This window comes from Streptococcus sp. LPB0220 (assembly GCF_008727815.1).
Lineage (GTDB): Bacteria > Bacillota > Bacilli > Lactobacillales > Streptococcaceae > Streptococcus.
Map to the genome: position 1 here is coordinate 1771209 of NZ_CP044230.1, position 16899 is coordinate 1788107.

Annotated in this window: 13 protein-coding genes and 1 pseudogene; 5 read left to right on the forward strand and 9 right to left on the reverse strand. The window is 43.5% G+C overall.

Going from position 1 to position 16899, the window contains the following annotated elements; translation table 11 throughout:
* Nucleotides 1-12 precede the first annotated feature (12 nt).
* Complete coding sequence (locus LPB220_RS09080; RefSeq protein ID WP_150906514.1) at nt 13-915, reverse strand: cation diffusion facilitator family transporter; 903 nt, start codon at nt 913-915, stop codon at nt 13-15.
* Between the two features lie 132 nt (nt 916-1047).
* Between LPB220_RS09080 and LPB220_RS09085 the strand changes: the two genes are divergently transcribed.
* From LPB220_RS09085 to LPB220_RS09095, 3 genes are read left to right on the forward strand one after another with little or no spacing between them, the layout of a single operon-like run.
* Nucleotides 1048-1587, forward strand: a complete 540-nt coding sequence (locus LPB220_RS09085) for a TetR/AcrR family transcriptional regulator (RefSeq protein WP_225305911.1) — start codon at nt 1048-1050, stop codon at nt 1585-1587.
* Nucleotides 1588-1602: 15 nt separating this feature from the next.
* The gene (locus tag LPB220_RS09090) at nt 1603-2073 is read left to right on the forward strand and encodes an HXXEE domain-containing protein (protein WP_150906517.1); all 471 of its coding nucleotides are present in this window, start codon (nt 1603-1605) and stop codon (nt 2071-2073) included.
* A 34-nt stretch (nt 2074-2107) separates the two neighbouring features.
* The gene (locus tag LPB220_RS09095; RefSeq protein WP_150906519.1) at nt 2108-2440 is read left to right on the forward strand and encodes a glucuronide permease; all 333 of its coding nucleotides are present in this window, start codon (nt 2108-2110) and stop codon (nt 2438-2440) included.
* Nucleotides 2441-2489: 49 nt separating this feature from the next.
* Here LPB220_RS09095 and LPB220_RS09100 read toward each other — a convergent pair whose 3' ends face one another.
* The 8 genes and pseudogenes from LPB220_RS09100 to LPB220_RS09135 all read right to left on the reverse strand — a co-directional run bounded on the left by LPB220_RS09100 (nt 2490) and on the right by LPB220_RS09135 (nt 14174).
* Entirely contained in the window at nt 2490-3428 is a 939-nt protein-coding gene (locus LPB220_RS09100; RefSeq protein WP_150906521.1) for an AEC family transporter, read from the reverse strand.
* A 129-nt stretch (nt 3429-3557) separates the two neighbouring features.
* A pseudogene (gene pnuC, locus LPB220_RS09105) lies at nt 3558-3923 on the reverse strand (nicotinamide riboside transporter PnuC); the annotation flags it as partial.
* A gap of 167 nt (nt 3924-4090) precedes the next feature.
* Nucleotides 4091-4891 (reverse strand): energy-coupling factor ABC transporter ATP-binding protein, encoded by an 801-nt coding sequence (locus LPB220_RS09110; protein WP_002891034.1) that lies wholly within the window; start codon nt 4889-4891, stop codon nt 4091-4093.
* On the reverse strand, nt 4878-5714 hold the full coding sequence (locus tag LPB220_RS09115; RefSeq protein ID WP_150906523.1) for an ABC transporter ATP-binding protein: 837 nt from the start codon (nt 5712-5714) through the stop codon (nt 4878-4880). Before LPB220_RS09115 ends, LPB220_RS09110 begins: the two co-directional genes overlap by 14 nt.
* Nucleotides 5690-6481: an energy-coupling factor transporter transmembrane component T gene (locus LPB220_RS09120; RefSeq protein WP_171963570.1), complete on the reverse strand. Its 792-nt coding sequence runs from the start codon at nt 6479-6481 to the stop codon at nt 5690-5692. The genes LPB220_RS09115 and LPB220_RS09120 overlap by 25 nt, the downstream gene beginning before the upstream one ends.
* Nucleotides 6481-7083, reverse strand: coding sequence for a hypothetical protein (locus tag LPB220_RS09125; protein WP_021153833.1), 603 nt, complete (start codon nt 7081-7083; stop codon nt 6481-6483). The genes LPB220_RS09120 and LPB220_RS09125 overlap by 1 nt, the downstream gene beginning before the upstream one ends.
* A 333-nt stretch (nt 7084-7416) precedes the next feature.
* Nucleotides 7417-12816, reverse strand: coding sequence for a Cna B-type domain-containing protein (locus LPB220_RS09130; RefSeq protein ID WP_150906524.1), 5400 nt, complete (start codon nt 12814-12816; stop codon nt 7417-7419).
* A 302-nt stretch (nt 12817-13118) separates the two neighbouring features.
* Complete coding sequence (locus LPB220_RS09135; RefSeq protein ID WP_023919081.1) at nt 13119-14174, reverse strand: acyltransferase family protein; 1056 nt, start codon at nt 14172-14174, stop codon at nt 13119-13121.
* A gap of 118 nt (nt 14175-14292) precedes the next feature.
* Here LPB220_RS09135 and pabB point away from each other — a divergent pair, with 118 nt between their 5' ends.
* Nucleotides 14293-16020 (forward strand): aminodeoxychorismate synthase component I, encoded by a 1728-nt coding sequence (pabB, locus tag LPB220_RS09140; RefSeq protein WP_150906526.1) that lies wholly within the window; start codon nt 14293-14295, stop codon nt 16018-16020.
* The gene (locus LPB220_RS09145) at nt 16020-16634 is read left to right on the forward strand and encodes an alpha/beta fold hydrolase (protein ID WP_150906527.1); all 615 of its coding nucleotides are present in this window, start codon (nt 16020-16022) and stop codon (nt 16632-16634) included. The genes pabB and LPB220_RS09145 overlap by 1 nt, the downstream gene beginning before the upstream one ends.
* The last annotated feature ends 265 nt before the right edge of the window (nt 16635-16899 follow it).

Sequence of the window (16899 nt, forward strand, 5' to 3'; positions counted from 1 at the left end):
ACCAAGTCGTCATTAATGGTGATGATCATGTTCATGACTTTGACTTACTTCCAGCTCTTCGATATTTCTCTTGTGGGCGCGGTGGGTTGCTAAGTCTTCATCAACCTCAATGGTGACGTTTTGAAAGCCACAGTCTTTGAGCAAGTCTCGGATAGACTCTTTACAGACCTCCATGTGGTTGACATGCTCTAGACAAACATGGACAATGGCGTTTTTTTCCAAACCATCCATGGTCCAAAGATTGAGCTGATTGATACTAGCGACATGGTCCAACCGCTCCAAATCACTCTTGACTTGCTGGATATCTACTCCTTCTGGCACAACATCGAGAAAAATCTTGAGCGTGCTCCAAAAACGTGGAATTGCTTTTGACAGAATAAAGATGGAAATGGCAAGAGATAAGAGCGGATCCAGAATATACCAGTCGGTAAATCGTAGAACAATGGCCATTAGGATAACAGCCACCCAACCCAAGGTATCTTCCAGAAAATGCAGGCTGAGAATGGATTCGTTCTTGGTTTGTCCTTTGCGAATGACGAGACTCGCTAGCACATTGATGCTGACGGCTATGATTCCTAGCCAAAGGATGCCCTCATCGTTGACAGGTTGTGGATGAAAGATTTTCGTTATATTTTCCAAAATAACCAGAACGGACCCTGTCATGAGAATCACTGCCGTTACCATGGCCCCTAAAAGGCTAAAGCGCTTGTAGCCCAAGGTATAGCGGCTGTCTTCTTCGCGATTGGAGATACTTTCCAAAAAGGCAGAGATCCCAATAGCGATCGCATCCCCCAAGTCATGGACCGAATCCGCAAGGACCGCACTGGATCCAAAAATCCCTCCTGCAATAAACTCAACAATGGCATAACTCAAATTCAAGAAAAAAGCGATCCAGACCGCATGTTTTGTCTTCATAATCCTATTTCCTTTGTTATAATAGATTCATGAACATCATGTTCATTATCATTATCTAACATTCACAACAGAAAGGATAGGGGCAAACCGTTTAGGGTGTACGTTACTGAACAGTTTGTTCGAAGTGTCCATATGACAGCACAGGATCGTCGCATCACCAAAACTCGAAAAGCTATCTATCAGGCTTTCTTACACTTACTCAACCAAAAAGACTACGAAGCCATCACGGTTCAGGAAATCATAGACCTTGCTGATGTGGGGCGCTCGACCTTTTACAGCCATTACGAGAGTAAGGAATTATTGCTAGATGAACTCTGTCAAAAGCTCTTTCACCATCTCTTTGAGCGTGCTGAACACCTCTCACCACAAGACTATCTAGCTCATATCTTTCAGCATTTCAAGAAAAATCAAGATCATGTGACCAGTCTCTTGCTCTCTAAAAACGATTATTTCATCCGGCAACTGCGAAAAGAACTGGAGCATGACGTCTACCCAATGGTAGCCGCCGAACTCATCAAGGCCCATCCAACTCTCCCTCACTCCTATCTCAAACATCTAGTCGTCAGCCATTTCATCGAAACCCTCAGCTGGTGGTTGAAAAAAGGCAAGTCCTACACCGAACAAGAAGTGATCCAATTTTATTTGGAGATTCTAAAAGTGGGCTCGAACTAGAAGGGAGTATTTTCAATGACCAGCGTGCAATTTTACTTTCTATTTCCATCACTCTTCATGCTTCACGAACTCGAAGAAATCGTTTGGATGCCATCCTTTGTCAAAAAAATATCAATCCAGTATCCAAACAATCGAATCCTAACTTATTACACTCCTTTTGCTTTCAACTTTATTGTCTTGGAACAATTTCTCATCCTAATGACGTCGCTATATCTTAGTTACCAGTTTAATAACTATAGCATTTACGCAAGCATCATAATCGCATATATCTACCATGTTTTCGGACATCTGATTCAGACAATCGTTATTCGAAAATATGTGCCTGGATTGTTGACGGGAATTCTAACGAGTTTGTTTTCTCTATGTAATATCAAAGATGAAATTCCAATTAAACTCTATGGTTACTCTCTTTTTACTTTATTGGTTATCATTTTAAATCTTGTAGTATCATTTATGATTCTTCATAAAATCAGTCACAAAAAATAGCACTCAGACAATCATATTTTAGAAAGGAAACCCTATGTTCTTCCCCATTCTTCTTGGCTTTTTTACAGTCTTCTTAGCCCTTGCTTTTGCTCTTCTTCATTTATTAGTCAGCCTTTCCGAATTAAAAAAGGGCAAGAAGACCCTTGGAATTTACCTACTTTTTCTAGGAAGTAGCCTTGCGGCCTTCTCTCTCATTCTCTACTTCTTTTTGCCGATTGTCGCACTAGTCCTTTGGCTGATCGGCTGTGGGTTGATTTGCTACGGGGCCTATTGGAATGGGAAACACAAAGGAAACCTCCATCCAGCCCACCACCTGATTCGGATGGGCATCGTTCTGGTCCTTACCATCTTGTTAGCCTTGTTATAAGAAAAGCTCAAGTTTGCAGAAAAACTTGAGCTTTTGTTTTTTCTATTTGTTAAGCCATCAACAGCATGAGAAAAGGAATCACCACCATGGTTGCAAGGGTCGTCTCTGTCACCATGACTGCTGCATAATCACTATCAGCTCCGTAGAGTCTGGCAACAACTGGCGCATTGGTCATCACAGGCATGGCAGACTGGATGATAAAGACTTGCTTCATCAGGCTTGGAAGAGGCAACCAGTAGACGATGGAAGCCATCAAAAGAGGGGCAACCAGGAAGCGACCTAGTAGAATCAATAGCTGATCTTTTCCCAGAACCAACTGCTTCACACCTACATGAGACACTGACAAACCGATAAATATCATGGATAAAGGGGTTGTTAAATTACCCAGATACTGCAAATCACTGGCTAGAAAGGCTGGCAACTTGATCTGCAGCATCACCATGACTAGCCCCAAGAGAAAGCCCATCAGGGGCGGAGAAAAGACTTTCTTCAGACTCGTTTTGAGATCAAACTGCGCTTCTCCCTCACCATCTCGCTGAATCAGATAGGTCCCCAAGGTCCAGAAAAAGGTCGTATTGCACATGTAATAGATCAAAACATAGGGAATGCTGGCATCCCCGAAAAGGGCCTGGTTGATGGGGAGCCCCACAAAAATCGTATTGGAATTAAAAAACATGGAAATAAAGAGGCCACGGCGGTCCTGCCTCACTGCAAAGATCCTTGCTACTGCTGTCGCGATGCCAAGTAAAATGACCATAGACAGGGCAGGAAACCGCAAGGCTGGCAACATTATAAGTAGATCCGCTGCTGTGAAGCGCTGCGTGATGGTGTAAAGCATATAGCAGGGAAGAGCAACTTGAGTGACTAATTTTGCGATCAAGCCACGTGACTTGTCATCAAACCAGCCTTTTTCACCTATGACAAAGCCCACTAATATCATCCCCAGAATGACCAGGATCCCCGATATGCTCTTAAGAAAGATATCCATGTTCTCTCCTTTTCTTTTTATAAATTTGAACTAGAAAACCCATTATTTTCAAGTCCCAAAAACTACTCTAGTATATCACAAAAAGAGGTGGATCAAAATGCTCAACCTCTTGTATTTTATTGATTGTTACTAGTAGCCTTTCTTGGCCGCCTTCGTCCATTGGTACCAACCAACAAGACTGTTGATAAGATAAATGAAGTATTTCCCTTGAATTTGAAGGCTTTCTCCCTACCAAAGGTAGATAGAGAAAATATTAGTGGCTGCCCAGAAAATCCATTGCTCACGATATACAGCTGTCATCAAGAGCTGACCAACACCGTTTGTCGCATCAGTAATAGAATCACGATAAGTACGATTAGCTCCAATTGACTGGTAAATAAGACCAAAAGCTAGCCACCAAAGTACACTAATTGAGAGGTACTTGGTCCATCCCACCGCATCCAATTTACGGGCAACAAATTCCTGCTGTTCTTTTTTGAACTGGGCTTGATAGATCAAAAAGTGTTAAAAATAAGACAGTAACCTCAGAATAGATACTGTCTTATCTCTTTTTTTTACTTAAAGCCTTGATAGACTTGACAAATGGTAGAAAAGAACCGTGAGTTCTTGCCAGAAGCTGAAGTTAATCCTTCAACCTGGAAAACCCGCAGAGGTGACTTTTTCTATACATCTCGATTTTTCTGGCAATAATCATTAACCGATAAATATGTCTGTGAATCACCCAGCGACTCCGCTATGTCCATAATCCGCGGTGGTAGTAATCCCACTCGCTGGACAAGTTCGTGATCGCTGAACAATTCCCGTGGACTGCCGGCGAAGCCAAACTTCCCGTGTTCCATAACATACACCGACTCAAACTCGGCGGCGACCCAATCCATGTCATGGGTGATGGTCACAACTTGGTGACCCGAATCAGCCAACTGATGGAAAATTGCGGTCAACTTGCGCCGGCTTTCCCAATCAAGCGACATCATCGGCTCATCAAATAAATAAATCGCCGGATCCACTGCCAAAACTGTGGCAACGCTCAACAGCTTGCGTTCCGACAATGACAGGTCATATGGACTTTCAGCTGCTTTATCATCCAAGCCAACTCTTTTTAGAGCCGCTAAAGCCCGCCTCGTAATCGTGTCGTGGTCATCCATGACCTGCGCGACACTCCACTCCACCTCTCGTTGAACGGTCGGGTTGAAAAGCTGATCGTCAGGATTCTGAAAAGTAATCCCAACCTTCAGTAACTTTTCGACTGGTTTAAGATCATTAAAATTTTCTCCATCGATCTTAATCACACCGGTTTGTGGTGTCAGCAAGCCCGTCAACAATTTGAAGAGCGTTGATTTGCCGGCACCATTTTGGCCGACAATCGCCACCATCGGATCGGCGAAGTGTTTGTCTTCAACATCCAAGCTAAAGGACCGTTCCGGATAAGTGAACGTCAGGTGGTTCAGTTCAATTGTGGACATAACGAACCTCCTTCAGTTCAGCGTCATTCACCGGATACCGGCCATCAGCCAAGTGCCAATCCATTTTTTGAGCAAGTTGCTGGATTGTCGGGGCTGGAATCTGCCAGTCAGCTGCCAAATGATTAAACACCTCACCCGGCCTGCCCTGGGCTACCATTTGACCCTCGTGCAGCACCCACACAACGTCGGCGACTTCGCACAAATCGTCAATTTCACTGGTGACAATGAAGACAGTCGTCTCTTTGACTTGGGCCAGCCATTGGAAAAATTGTCGGCGGCCAAGGGGATCCATCTGACTGGTCGGATCATCCATAATCAAAACAGCCGGGTTAGCCACAATCGCCGTGGCAATTGCCAACCGCTGGATCTGACCACCGGAAAGGCTCTCGGGACGCAAATTCAGCTGTTCAATCAGCCCCATTTGCGTGGCAACTTCTTCAACCCGTTTTTGAATCAGTCCTTCAGCCATTCCCTGATTAATCAAGTCAAAGGCGATTTCATCGGCAACCGTGTCTGCCAACCCGCTTAGTTGGCCAGCTGGATTTTGCAGTACAACTCCATTCATGGCATTATAAACGGGCCAATTGTCGGACACTCGCTGGCCAAACATGTGCCAGTCGCCCTCAATCTCAGCAGACACCATTTTGGGAATGACCCCTGCCAGCACACGGCACAAAGTCGATTTGCCGGAGTGGCTATTCCCGATAATCCCAACCACCTGGCCGGTATGAACCTCCGCGTTAATCTGACGCAGTTGTGGTTGCTCAGTACCCGGATAACGGGTGGTCAAATTTTCAATTACAATCCGTTTATCTTCGTCCATATCTTCCACCCAATCAATAAAATTGCCAATCCAGTCAGACCAATGTGCAGCGTCCGCGACAGGCGATACACGCGCTGGGAGGTTCTGACAGTCCGGTTGGGATTATCAAAACCTCTCAGTTGGAGAGAAATCGACCGCGCCATCGATTGATCCAAGGTCTTAATCACCAATGGAATTAGAACCGGCAGGACTGACTTTAATTTCTGAATCAACGTTTTTTGCGGATTGGTTCCGCGAACTTTTTGTGCCTGCTGGATTTTCCGCATATTGCGCATCATTTCCGGCAAAATATAACACACCGACATCAGAACGTAGACGGTTTTATAAGACAATCCGGACAGTTCCAAATAGGCCGCGTTTTCTGAAATACTCGTGGTCACCATAAAAAAGCCACTGGTCAAAATAATCACCAATACTCGACAACCCAGAGTGGTGGCGTAAATCAGGCCTTCTTTGTAGAACGACACCCCAAGCACAGAAAACAGCACAGTTTGATTCCGACTGTAAAATAATCCTTGGATGATCAGCATGGTGCAAATCAGAAACAAGCTGAATCCCAGCGCCTTAAAGATGGTAGAACTCAATTTGGAAAATAACAATAGCAGTGTTGCGACAAGAATTAATCCGGCCTGAAGCAATAAATTCATACTGGCAAAGCTCAACAACGTCATGTCCAAGATGAACAAGAGCTTAGTAATCGGATCGATCACCTGGTACCACTTGAGCTTGACCCGTGGCGCTCCAGAAATCAATGTTTGATCAGTCATCATTTATCACCGCTAAAGAAGTGCACCATCCGCTTCGGCAGCTGACGATAGATGAAGAATGCCAGGTAGGCCACGCAGACTTTATCCAAAATATCCAAGACAAACTCATCGGTAAATGAGGCCAGCCACACTGGTGCATGATTGGCGACCATTACCGCAAACAATGAGTCACCCCAAGCGATACCGGTCTGACCACCCCAAAAGATGACGTTGAGTGGCGTTGAAATGACAGCTGAAACGATGGCAATAATAATAGCAGAAACAAATACTCGTCGCGCTGACGAGAACCACCCATTGGCGTGCAAAACTCCGACAGCAATCCCAATTCCGATGCTGGTAATCGCATACACGGTTGAAATTGGCGATAAGGTCAGCCCATAGATCACGTTGTTGATGAAACCACTGATGGCACCGGCAACCGGCCCAGCCAACATGCTGGCAAGAAAGGTTCCCAAAGACCCCAGCCAAACGGGCAACTTTAACCCCTCCGCCAAGGCTTTGGCAACATAGTTAATCCCCACGGCAGCGGGAATCAAAGTCATGGTGGCAGCACTTAACTTAAATTTCCACATACTGGTACGATGAATCGGTTCTGTTTTCATAATCTTCTCCTTTTGTTTTTAAAGAGCCGTGTCTGTTTAGACTTTCGGACGCAACGCTCTATAGATTTTTATAGTTGAACCGCTTCACCTTTCACAGATCCCTTAGTCGACATCAGGGTTTCTCTTGAAAAGGATTGTTCAACAGTTCACAACTAATCATACGCCTATTTTCATAGAAGTCAAGAATTTTCTGAATTTTTTTTGAAAACGTTCGGGAATTGAAAAATAGAGCAAGCGCCCATGAGAATGATCGCTAGACAATTATAATAGGCCACTATAAAAAAACAAACACCATTTCTGGTGTTTGTTTCATTTTATAAAGGAAGCACTAGCTTATTTTTTCTTTTTCTTCAAAATATAAGCTGCAATGCTTGCCAAGACAAAGGCTAAAACTAAGCTAATAATAGAGATGGTCGTACCTGTATTTGGTAAGAATCCTAAGATTTTGCCTGGTTTCTTCGGCTCTGGTTGGCTTGGTTTTTTAGGTTCAGGTTGACCCGGTTTCTTTGGTTCAGATGAACTTGGAGGAGTTGGTTGTTTTGGAGTTTCTTTTGGAACATGCTTGTTAGTAATCACAACATTTCCTTTACCATCCTCGTCGTTACGAGCTTCATAGCCCTTTGGAACACTGACTTCTCTCACTGTATAAGTGATGGTGTTTCCATTTGCTTTTTCATCTAAATCTGCAAAGGTATGGGTCCACTTGTTTTCAGCTGACAATTCTACTTCTTGACCGACTTTTTGATCATTGGCATAGAGTTGAACGCGAATACTCTTCGGACGAATTCCATCCTTGTCATTCTCATCATCCCACTTCTTAGTGACCGTGACGCTTGTCTTACCAGGTGCATGGGTATTGGTAATGGTATAAGCAGCCTGATCAATTGTAGTCGTATATTCAGCTACCTTCTCTTCTTGAAGAGTATAGACGATTTCTTTTCCATCCTTGAATTTTGGTAGACCTGTGAAGCTTTCTTTCCAATCTGTCGCATTCGTGAGTTCTTTTTGAGCAACTTTTTCACCATTGGCAAGAAGATTCACCACAATACTTGCTGGACGAAGACCATCTTGATTGTCTTGGTCATTCCAGATCTTGGTCACTGGAATATCGATCACCGCTGGCGTATGGGTATTGGTCAAGATCGTGTGAGCAACGTCAGAAGTATCAGCAGATACTTGGTAGCCTTCAGGAACAGCTACTTCTTCCACACGGTAGCTGATAGCTTGACCAGCTTTCTTTTCAGCTAATTTGGTAAAGGTATGAGTCCATTGATTGTCCGCTGACAACTCCACTGGATCTCCTACTTTTTCATCACCAGCATAGAGTTGAACCTTAATGGATTTTGGACGAAGACCATCTTGGTCATTGGCATCTTCCCATTTCTTCGTAACTTTCATCTCTGTCAAAGCTGGTTCATGCGTATTGGTCAAGACAACATTGGCCTTGTCCTTATCATTTACCGTCACCTTGTAACCATCTGGGACAGCGACTTCTTTCACCGTATAAGTGATTGCTTTTCCAGCTGCCTTGGCATCAAGGTTTTCAAATGCACCTTTCCAGTCATTCGCGGCTGAAAGTTCTACCACTTGATCCGTCGCAAAGCCATCTTTGTATAATTGAACTTGAATGCTGGCTGGACGGAGACCATCTTGGTCGTCTCCATCTTCCCACTTCTTGCTCACTTCTACTTTGGTCTTTTCTGGTTCGTGCGTGTTGGTCACGACTACTTGACCTGGGTTAGTTGCTTCGACAGCTTGTGTGTAGCCTTCTGGAACATCAATTTCTTTGACTGTATAGTTGATAACTTGGCCAGCTTTCTTCTCGTCTAAGTTTGAGAAGGTATGGGTCCATTTGTTATCTGCTGACAATTCAACCGCCTTACCAACCTTTTGATCACCAGCATACAATTGAACCTTGATTGTTTTTGGACGAAGGCCATCTTGGTTATTGGCATCCTTCCAGTTTTTCGTAACAGTAAGGCTTGTCTTACCTGGTTTGTAAGTATTGGTAATCGTAGTTCCATCAATCTTAGTGGTGTAATTGTCCACTTTGTCTTCTGTCACTGTGTAGACAACTTTTTGACCATCTTTATAGACTGGCAGGTCTGTGAAGGTATGAGTCCATTCATCTCCTTCACCAGTCAGGTCAAGTGCTTGCACCTCTGTTCCATTTGCCAAGAGGTGAACTTTGATGGTAGATGGGCGAAGACCATCTTGGTTTTGAGCATCATCCCAGACTTTCTTGACTGTTACCGTCGTGGTCTCAGGAGTGCGCTTGTTGGTGATGGTGGCTTTTCCATCTGTGAAGCTGGCTTCTTCTGTATCGACCGTATAATGAGTCGGAACTTTCACTTCTTTAACAGTGTAGGTATTGAGCTTGCCGTCACTGTCTTTATCTGGAAGATTCGTAAAGTGAGCTTTCCAGTCTGTTGCGGCTGAAACCGTGACTGGTTTTCCTTGAGCTTTGCCATTCTTATAGAGTTGGAATTCCACACTTGCCGGGCGAAGTCCTTCTTGGTTGTCTTGGTCATCCCAAACTTTTGAAGCTTCAAGATCGAGATACTTGATATCTGCTTCATTAGCGATCTCAACTGGGACTGCTTTTGATCCGACTGATTTTCCATCCACCGTGACGTGGTAGATTTGTTTGTCCGCATCATAGGTAACAACCACGGCATGTTCTGTTTCATCCAACTTGTAGTTTTCAGGTGCTTTGGTTTCTTTGAGCGTATAGATTCCTTCTGTTAAGGTGTTAAAGGAAAGTTCCCCTTTTTTATCAGAAGTTGCCGTCGCAACAACCGCGCCATTTGCATCAGTTAAGGTAAATTCAGCACCTTCAAGAACTTTCTTAGGATCATCCTTGTCCACCTTCTTGACGTGGAAAGCAGCCGAGAAGATTTGTGCAGTTACGGTATTAGACTCACGATTTCCTTCATGACCTTTCGCCTTGTAACCAAACTGGTTATGGGCTTGAACAAGACCAGAACGACCGCCGTTATCTTCATTATCTTTGGTGCGTTTTTGCATCAAAGCCTTGACTTCATCAGTCAATTCACTTGGATTTACAACTGGGACACCAAAGCTTGCTTCTCCACGCGCAGGAATCGTAGTACCAGCATTTGCAACTAACTTGATTCCTGTTACTTGACTGTAATCAGCCACAGCTGTCGTCCAGATATCTTTGTCAGCAGCTTGCGCCATGGTATCTGTCGTAACGCCTGTATCAGTTGTATAGTAGACCGTCCATCCTTCTGGAGCTGTCACTGGTCCACGAAGGCTGACCGTGTATTCTGTCATCCGACCAGATCCGTCTAGTGTGTTAACGTCTTTTACTTTTGGCAGGACATCATAGACGACTCCGTCTTCTACTGCCTTATCCGTATTATTTTTAATGGTGAGTTTGTAGTTAAAGGTTTCACCTGGTTTGAAGGTACGTGTCACAATCGAAGCGTCTGACAGGTCATCATTTTTAGCGATATATTTGCGTGCATAGATTCCTTCAGCAGCAACAATCGTATAGTTTGATTGAGCATATGGAATTTTATCCGTTGTTGAACCATTTCCGTTCAGATCATACACATCTTCCGTGACCCGATCAGGGTTGGCATTTTCAAGATCGTGGATCCCATTTCCAGCGACATAAACCTTATTGGTGAAGGTCCCACCATCGTCTTTCCCTTTCAGATCGGCCACGATAAATGGTAGACGCACGCGATTAAGATCTTGAAGAGAAGCCTTAATAAACTCTTTTTGATCCAAATGCATGATGAGAGCTGTCCGTCCAGAATTGTGGTAGTTTTCAATGACATCGTAGCTCTTTAAGAATTTCATACCTTTTTCATTAGAGGCAAGGTTTCTTTCAAAATCTTTATAGTCGACTTTAAGGGTATTTGGATCATACAGATCAATGATTCGCAGGTCTCCATAATCCTTATCAGGATCCAAGACCACTTTGGTTGCCATCAAACCAAAACGAATATTTTCTCCATCAGTATAACGAACATCATTGTAATCTGTCGTTTTTGAAATCTCAAAGCTTTCCTTCAAAGGAATCAGCTTAAAGGTCCAATCTGATGTTTGGTCTTTAGCAAGGTTTGATTGTGTTTGATAAGTGACACGACCTGTATTCTTGAATTCATTCTTGGTCGCATCATTTTCATCGTAACGAGTCTTCTCTGGATCTTTGAAGCTTGTATAGGTATTGAAGCGAATTCCTTGACCAGATTTTAGGACAAAATCATCCTTCATTTCCATCCGCCAACCGACAACGGTTCCATACTTGGTTAAGTCGATAAAACCATTGCCGTCTTTATCGGTTTCTGGCTGAACTTCTTTTTGACTACCATCTTCTAAAGTAAGGATGATGCGTTTCACATATTTGCTAATATACTCACCAATACCGTAATTTCCTTGCATAAGACGAGCGTAATCAATCTTGGTGAATTTTAACCGAGAGTCCACTGTCTCATCATAGAAAACAAAATTCTTTTGTGTCGAAGGAGTTTTATTATCAAAAGCGATGATCCATTTATAGTTTGCTGCCTTGTATTCAGTTGAATCATAGACATCACCATCTGCTTTTTTGGCAAAACTTCCAGCCCCTTCCAGGTCACGAGAGGTCAAGCGGAAAATAAGAGAATCTTCAGCTGTAATATCCGGTTCTCCCTCTCCACGATTGGCAGGAATTCCCACAATACTTCCTGAGTTTGTCAAATCCTTACTAAGGACGTCTTTGAGAGTCTGGTCCTTTTCCAAAACTAAATCAGGAAACTTCAAGTAAAGGTAACTTGTATTCTTGATTTTTGCCATGAATTCTTGGTGATAAGCTGCTGGATTACCGTTTGCATCTGCTGTAAACGTCTTAGAAACGGTGCCATCTCCATTATCTACCCAACCTTCAGACTTAGCTGTATCTAAAACTGCTGTCCGGGTATTGCCATTTTTATCTGTATAGGTTGGCAACTTATCGGTAAGCGTTACTGATTCTAATTGACGATATTGTCCCCCATACTGTCCTTGCATTCCCTCCAATTGAAATGCAAATGGAACAGATGATGGGGTTTCAATATAATTTTTTCCGTCAGCCCCTTTGACAACACCAGGCATGGCTTCCGCATAGTCCTTGGACATGGCTTCGTTCAAGTTTTGGTTGATATACTTGGTTAAGCGATAGTCATTGTACTTGGGTTTCCAAATGATATCATTGAGTTTTGCTTCTTGACCATTGATATTCAAGGTACCCGTAATATCCAATGAATAATTGGTCGGTGCATAACCGACTTTAAATTTTCCAATAAATGGTAAAGTCAGGACCTCTGACTTTTGGTAATTGTTAAAGTGAAGTGTGACTTGATAATCATCTCCAACTTTTGTAACCGTTGGTTTGTCATGCTCTGAAGCACTATTGAAGTCAGGGAAACTAACTTCTCGTAAGTACTTTCCAGGAACCTTCAAGGTCACCGTTACTTCATTAATATCCGTTGTCAAATTCTTAGGGGTGATCTGGATATAACCAGACATGGTATCCCCTGTGTAATAGGACATCCCATCTGGATGGTTCTGTTTATCCCCATACATAAGGGTAACATCCAAGGCCCCATTATCCCCGACTGCTAGCTCATTGGCAAAGGCTGTGATCGCCCCTTGACCAAGCTGGCCTAGCATCATGAAAATTGTTAAAATGGCAAAACCTTTTTTCAAAAAGTCTTTCCATAATGAACGAAGCTTTTTCATGTCTTATCTCCTTTACTTTTGTTAGCCTTCCAAAAGGCCCTCCCTTTAATTTTATCACTTATTTTTTAAAATATCCTTTGCTTTTCAAATTAAATCATCACTATTCAATAATATAGACATTATTTGCAATGATGTCTATATTATAAATCACTATCTGGTACTGATTTCCCCTTTCTTCTATCCAAGGGCAAGAAAATAAAACATTTATAAACAAGGAGGAGCAGTCTGCCAATTCTTATTCTTCCTTGATTTTCTTCATACAAAAAAACTCAAACACATCTGCTTGAGTTTTGTACACCCTACTATTGGTTGATTATTTTATCTAACTCTTCACCATTTGAAGGAATCTTTTGTTTTTCCCTTCTCTCTCGTACCCACAGCATAGCTAGTCCAAAAAGGTGACTACCAAACAAGGCAGTCACAAAAATCAGCTTGCCCCTGTCTGGATAAGAGAGAGGGAGGCTGCTAAAGCCATAGCGAGCCCACTCGATAAAGATCGGATGCGAAAAGTAAAGAGCTATACTCATTTGCTTTAAATACTGTAAATTATAGCTTTTCAAAAAGGACGATCGCAGGCAGGCATTGACAAAATAAACGGTCACAAAAGGAAGAAGAAAGAAAAAGTTCTTATCAATTCCTTGGTGTTGAAAAATAATGATCCCTTCTAGACAGAGCAATCCAAAGGCAAGAGCTAGCTTTTGCCAACGGTGAATTCTAAAAGTTTGTGCATGAAAATGGTCATACAGATAATAACCCATATAAATAAAAATGGGCGTGTAAAAGAGACCATTTCGCGCTGTAAAAAATAAATTGCTGTAGAGCTGGTAACCTTTGAGAAGACTTGTGGTGTCCAGATAAGCCGAATAGGTCTCGATCAAGCCCCAGCAGTAAAGAAGAAAGGTGATCACCCCCGTCCAAACCATACCTAGGTGTTTGACCAATTGATTGACCAAAAACAAACCCAGCAAAAAGGCTGGGATATACCAGAGTTGGTAGCACATCCCCAGATAGATCAGTGCAATGAGAACACCTGCTGGAAAAAGATAGATAGGAAGATGGAGACTAGAGAAAAAGAGCCAGGCATAAGGAAGGTAAACAAAACTCCAAAACAAATAGGTTTTTACGATTTTGGCCAGATAGGTCTTCATTTTCTTAGAATTCCCTAGTGATTGCTTGAGGAAAAAGCTGGCACAGACGATAAAAAATGGCACTGCTAGCCGGCCAAGCATACTCTTGAGACCAAAATGCAGTGGCTCATAAGAGGTTAAACGACCACTATGCACCAAAATCACTGCAATCGCAAAGAGATATTGAAAAAAGCTGATACTAGAGGTGTTATAGAGGGGATTCTTTTGCATATTCCTACTCCTTGCCCAAAGCAGTTTCTATGGTTATTTTAGCATGAAAGGGAAGGCCAAGCAAGGAATCTTACATCCTTATCTACCTTTTTTCCTCTATTTTTGATATACTCAAAGCATGCATAAACAAACCATTATTGATTTTAAAGAGCTTGGATTGCGCCACCTTTTCACCAAGCCCATCAAAGAATTAAAAACCAGAGACCTCGACCAAGTAGAGGATCTTCTTAGAGAAGTCGAAGCCTACCAGGAGCAAGGCTTTTATGCTGTTGGCTATGTCAGCTATGAGGCTGCTCCTGCTTTTGAGAAGAAGTTTGCTGTCCATCCAGCCCCTCTTATGGGAGAGTATCTCCTCTATTTTACTATCCACGAGAAGGTCGAAACCCTTCCTTTTCCAGAGGACTATGAAGCTGTGGATCTTCCAGCCAATTGGAAGGAAGAGGTAGAGGCGCCTGCTTATCAAGAAGCCATCGAGACCATCCATCACCATATTCGCCAGGGAGATACCTACCAGGTCAACTACACTGTCCAGCTTTCTCAAGAGCTAAAAGCAGATCCTTTGGCCATCTACAATCGCTTAGTGGTAGAGCAAAAGGCCCATTACAATGCCTTCATCCAGCACGATGATGTCTCTATCCTCTCCATCAGTCCTGAGCTCTTTTTTGAGCAAGACGACCGGCTACTGACCACGCGCCCCATGAAAGGAACGACGCACCGTGGTCTCACCAACCAAGAGGATCTTCAAGAGGCTGCTTGGCTAGAAGCCGACCCGAAAAATCGAGCAGAAAACATGATGATCGTCGACCTCCTCCGCAATGACATGAACCGGATTTCGGAGATTGGAAGTGAGCAGGTGACCCATCTCTGCCAAGTCGAGCAATACTCCACTGTTTGGCAGATGACCTCGACCATTGAAAGTCGCTTACGAGCTGAAATCGACCTGATCCAAACCTTCCGAGCTCTCTTTCCTTGTGGCTCGATTACAGGAGCACCGAAGATCTCCACTATGGAAATCATCCAAAAGACGGAGAAGTCTCCTCGAGGTGTCTACTGTGGAACGATCGGCATCCTTCTTCCAAAAGGGAAACGGATTTTTAATGTAGCCATCCGGACCCTTCAAATGCAGGGGAATCAAGCCATCTATGGCGTGGGAGGAGGCATCACTTGGGACAGCAAATGGGAAGGTGAATACCAGGAAACCAAGCAAAAATCGGCTGTCCTCTACCGGCAAGAACCTCGCTTTGAGCTCCTGACGACTGGCTGCATCCACCAAGGAGAGTTGACTTTCCTCGACCAACATGTAACACGCTTGAGAGAAGCTAGTCGCTACTTTGCATATCCTTATGATGAGTCGAAGCTCCTGAAAGAACTTCAAGAAGAACTCGCTCATTTAGATCTCAACCTTGACTATCGTTGTCGGATTGCCTTGCAAAAAAACGGGACCTTCCACCTAGAGATCACGGAGCTGACCGACTTGCCAGCTAGCTATCTACAGGCCCAACTGACCGAGCAGAAGCTTGATTTAGCGACGCCATTTACTTATTTCAAAACGAGTCAGAGAGACCATCTAGGCCAGTCAGATCACGAGCAAATTTTTCATCTGCCAGACGGAAGCTTGCTAGAGACGACGATTGGCAATCTGGTGCTGGAGATAGAGGGACAACTCTATACCCCACCAGCTCACCTCCCCTTACTCGATGGCATTTATCGGCGCCATCTTCTTGAGACCCAGCAGGTTGAAGAAAAACTCTTAACTCTGAACGATTTAATAGACGCCGATCGTATTTATGCCTGCAATGCTCTTCGTGGTCTCTACGAACTAGATTTTCAAAGAAAGGATTCCTGATGAAACTGATTTTTTTACATGGACTAGGACAGGATGTCCTCTCTTGGCAAGGAGTCCAATTTGCACTTTCACCCTTGCACTCCAAAACTTTTGATATTTTCTCCCATCCAAAAGAAAGCTATCAGGAAGTCAAAGAAAGGTTGACGGAGCGCCTCCAGCAAGAAAGCGAACCCTTTATTCTGGTAGGACTCTCACTAGGTGGCGTGCTCGCTCTTGATCTCTCCAGACAAGACTTCCCGCAACTCAAGGGCTTGGTCCTTGCGGGAACTCAATACAAACTCAACACCAATCCCCTCTATCGGCTCCAGATCCTTCTCTTTCGTCTACTTCCCAAGCATGTCTTTGAAAAGCAAGATGCCAATAAACAACAGATGCTTCAAATCTTGACCGAATTAAAAGGGCTCAATTTAACCGATACCGTTAAAGCTTGCCCTCTTCCTAGCTTGGTGATTTGTGGTAGCAGAGATTGGGCCAATCAATCTTCTTCTAAAAAATTGGCCAAGCTCCTGCCAAAAGGCCGCTATCAAGAAATCGCAGACGGAGGCCATCTACTCAATACCGAGAAACCCTATGAACTCGCGCAAGCCATCAAAGAGTTTGTCGCTGGATTTTAAAATGAAGAGGCTGGGACAAAAGTCCTAGCCTCTCAATTATTTTTGGATTGTCGAGCAAGACGCAGTGGTTGAGTGGGCTCTACTACGCTGATTTCATCAGCTTTTACAGCCCTACTCAACTGTGCGGAGGTGGGACGACGAAATCGAGTTCTAACGAATTACCGATTTCTGTCCCACTCTCTTTTTTTAGAAATATTTGAGAATTGCTTGATAGTTATTTGAAAAGCAAGCTGTATACTAAGAGTGTAAAGAAAACAACTAGTCA

Excerpts from the sequence above, each read along its gene's own strand:
- LPB220_RS09080 (WP_150906514.1), bottom strand. The coding sequence starts at position 915 with ATGAAGACAAAACATGCGGTCTGGATCGCTTTTTTCTTGAATTTGAGT.
- LPB220_RS09085 (WP_225305911.1), top strand. The coding sequence starts at position 1,048 with ATGACAGCACAGGATCGTCGCATCACCAAAACTCGAAAAGCTATCTAT.
- LPB220_RS09090 (WP_150906517.1), top strand. The coding sequence starts at position 1,603 with ATGACCAGCGTGCAATTTTACTTTCTATTTCCATCACTCTTCATGCTT.
- LPB220_RS09095 (WP_150906519.1), top strand. The coding sequence starts at position 2,108 with ATGTTCTTCCCCATTCTTCTTGGCTTTTTTACAGTCTTCTTAGCCCTT.
- LPB220_RS09100 (WP_150906521.1), bottom strand. The coding sequence starts at position 3,428 with ATGGATATCTTTCTTAAGAGCATATCGGGGATCCTGGTCATTCTGGGG.
- LPB220_RS09110 (WP_002891034.1), bottom strand. The coding sequence starts at position 4,891 with ATGTCCACAATTGAACTGAACCACCTGACGTTCACTTATCCGGAACGG.
- LPB220_RS09115 (WP_150906523.1), bottom strand. The coding sequence starts at position 5,714 with ATGGACGAAGATAAACGGATTGTAATTGAAAATTTGACCACCCGTTAT.
- LPB220_RS09120 (WP_171963570.1), bottom strand. The coding sequence starts at position 6,481 with ATGACTGATCAAACATTGATTTCTGGAGCGCCACGGGTCAAGCTCAAG.
- LPB220_RS09125 (WP_021153833.1), bottom strand. The coding sequence starts at position 7,083 with ATGAAAACAGAACCGATTCATCGTACCAGTATGTGGAAATTTAAGTTA.
- LPB220_RS09130 (WP_150906524.1), bottom strand. The coding sequence starts at position 12,816 with ATGAAAAAGCTTCGTTCATTATGGAAAGACTTTTTGAAAAAAGGTTTT.
- LPB220_RS09135 (WP_023919081.1), bottom strand. The coding sequence starts at position 14,174 with ATGCAAAAGAATCCCCTCTATAACACCTCTAGTATCAGCTTTTTTCAA.
- pabB (WP_150906526.1), top strand. The coding sequence starts at position 14,293 with ATGCATAAACAAACCATTATTGATTTTAAAGAGCTTGGATTGCGCCAC.
- LPB220_RS09145 (WP_150906527.1), top strand. The coding sequence starts at position 16,020 with ATGAAACTGATTTTTTTACATGGACTAGGACAGGATGTCCTCTCTTGG.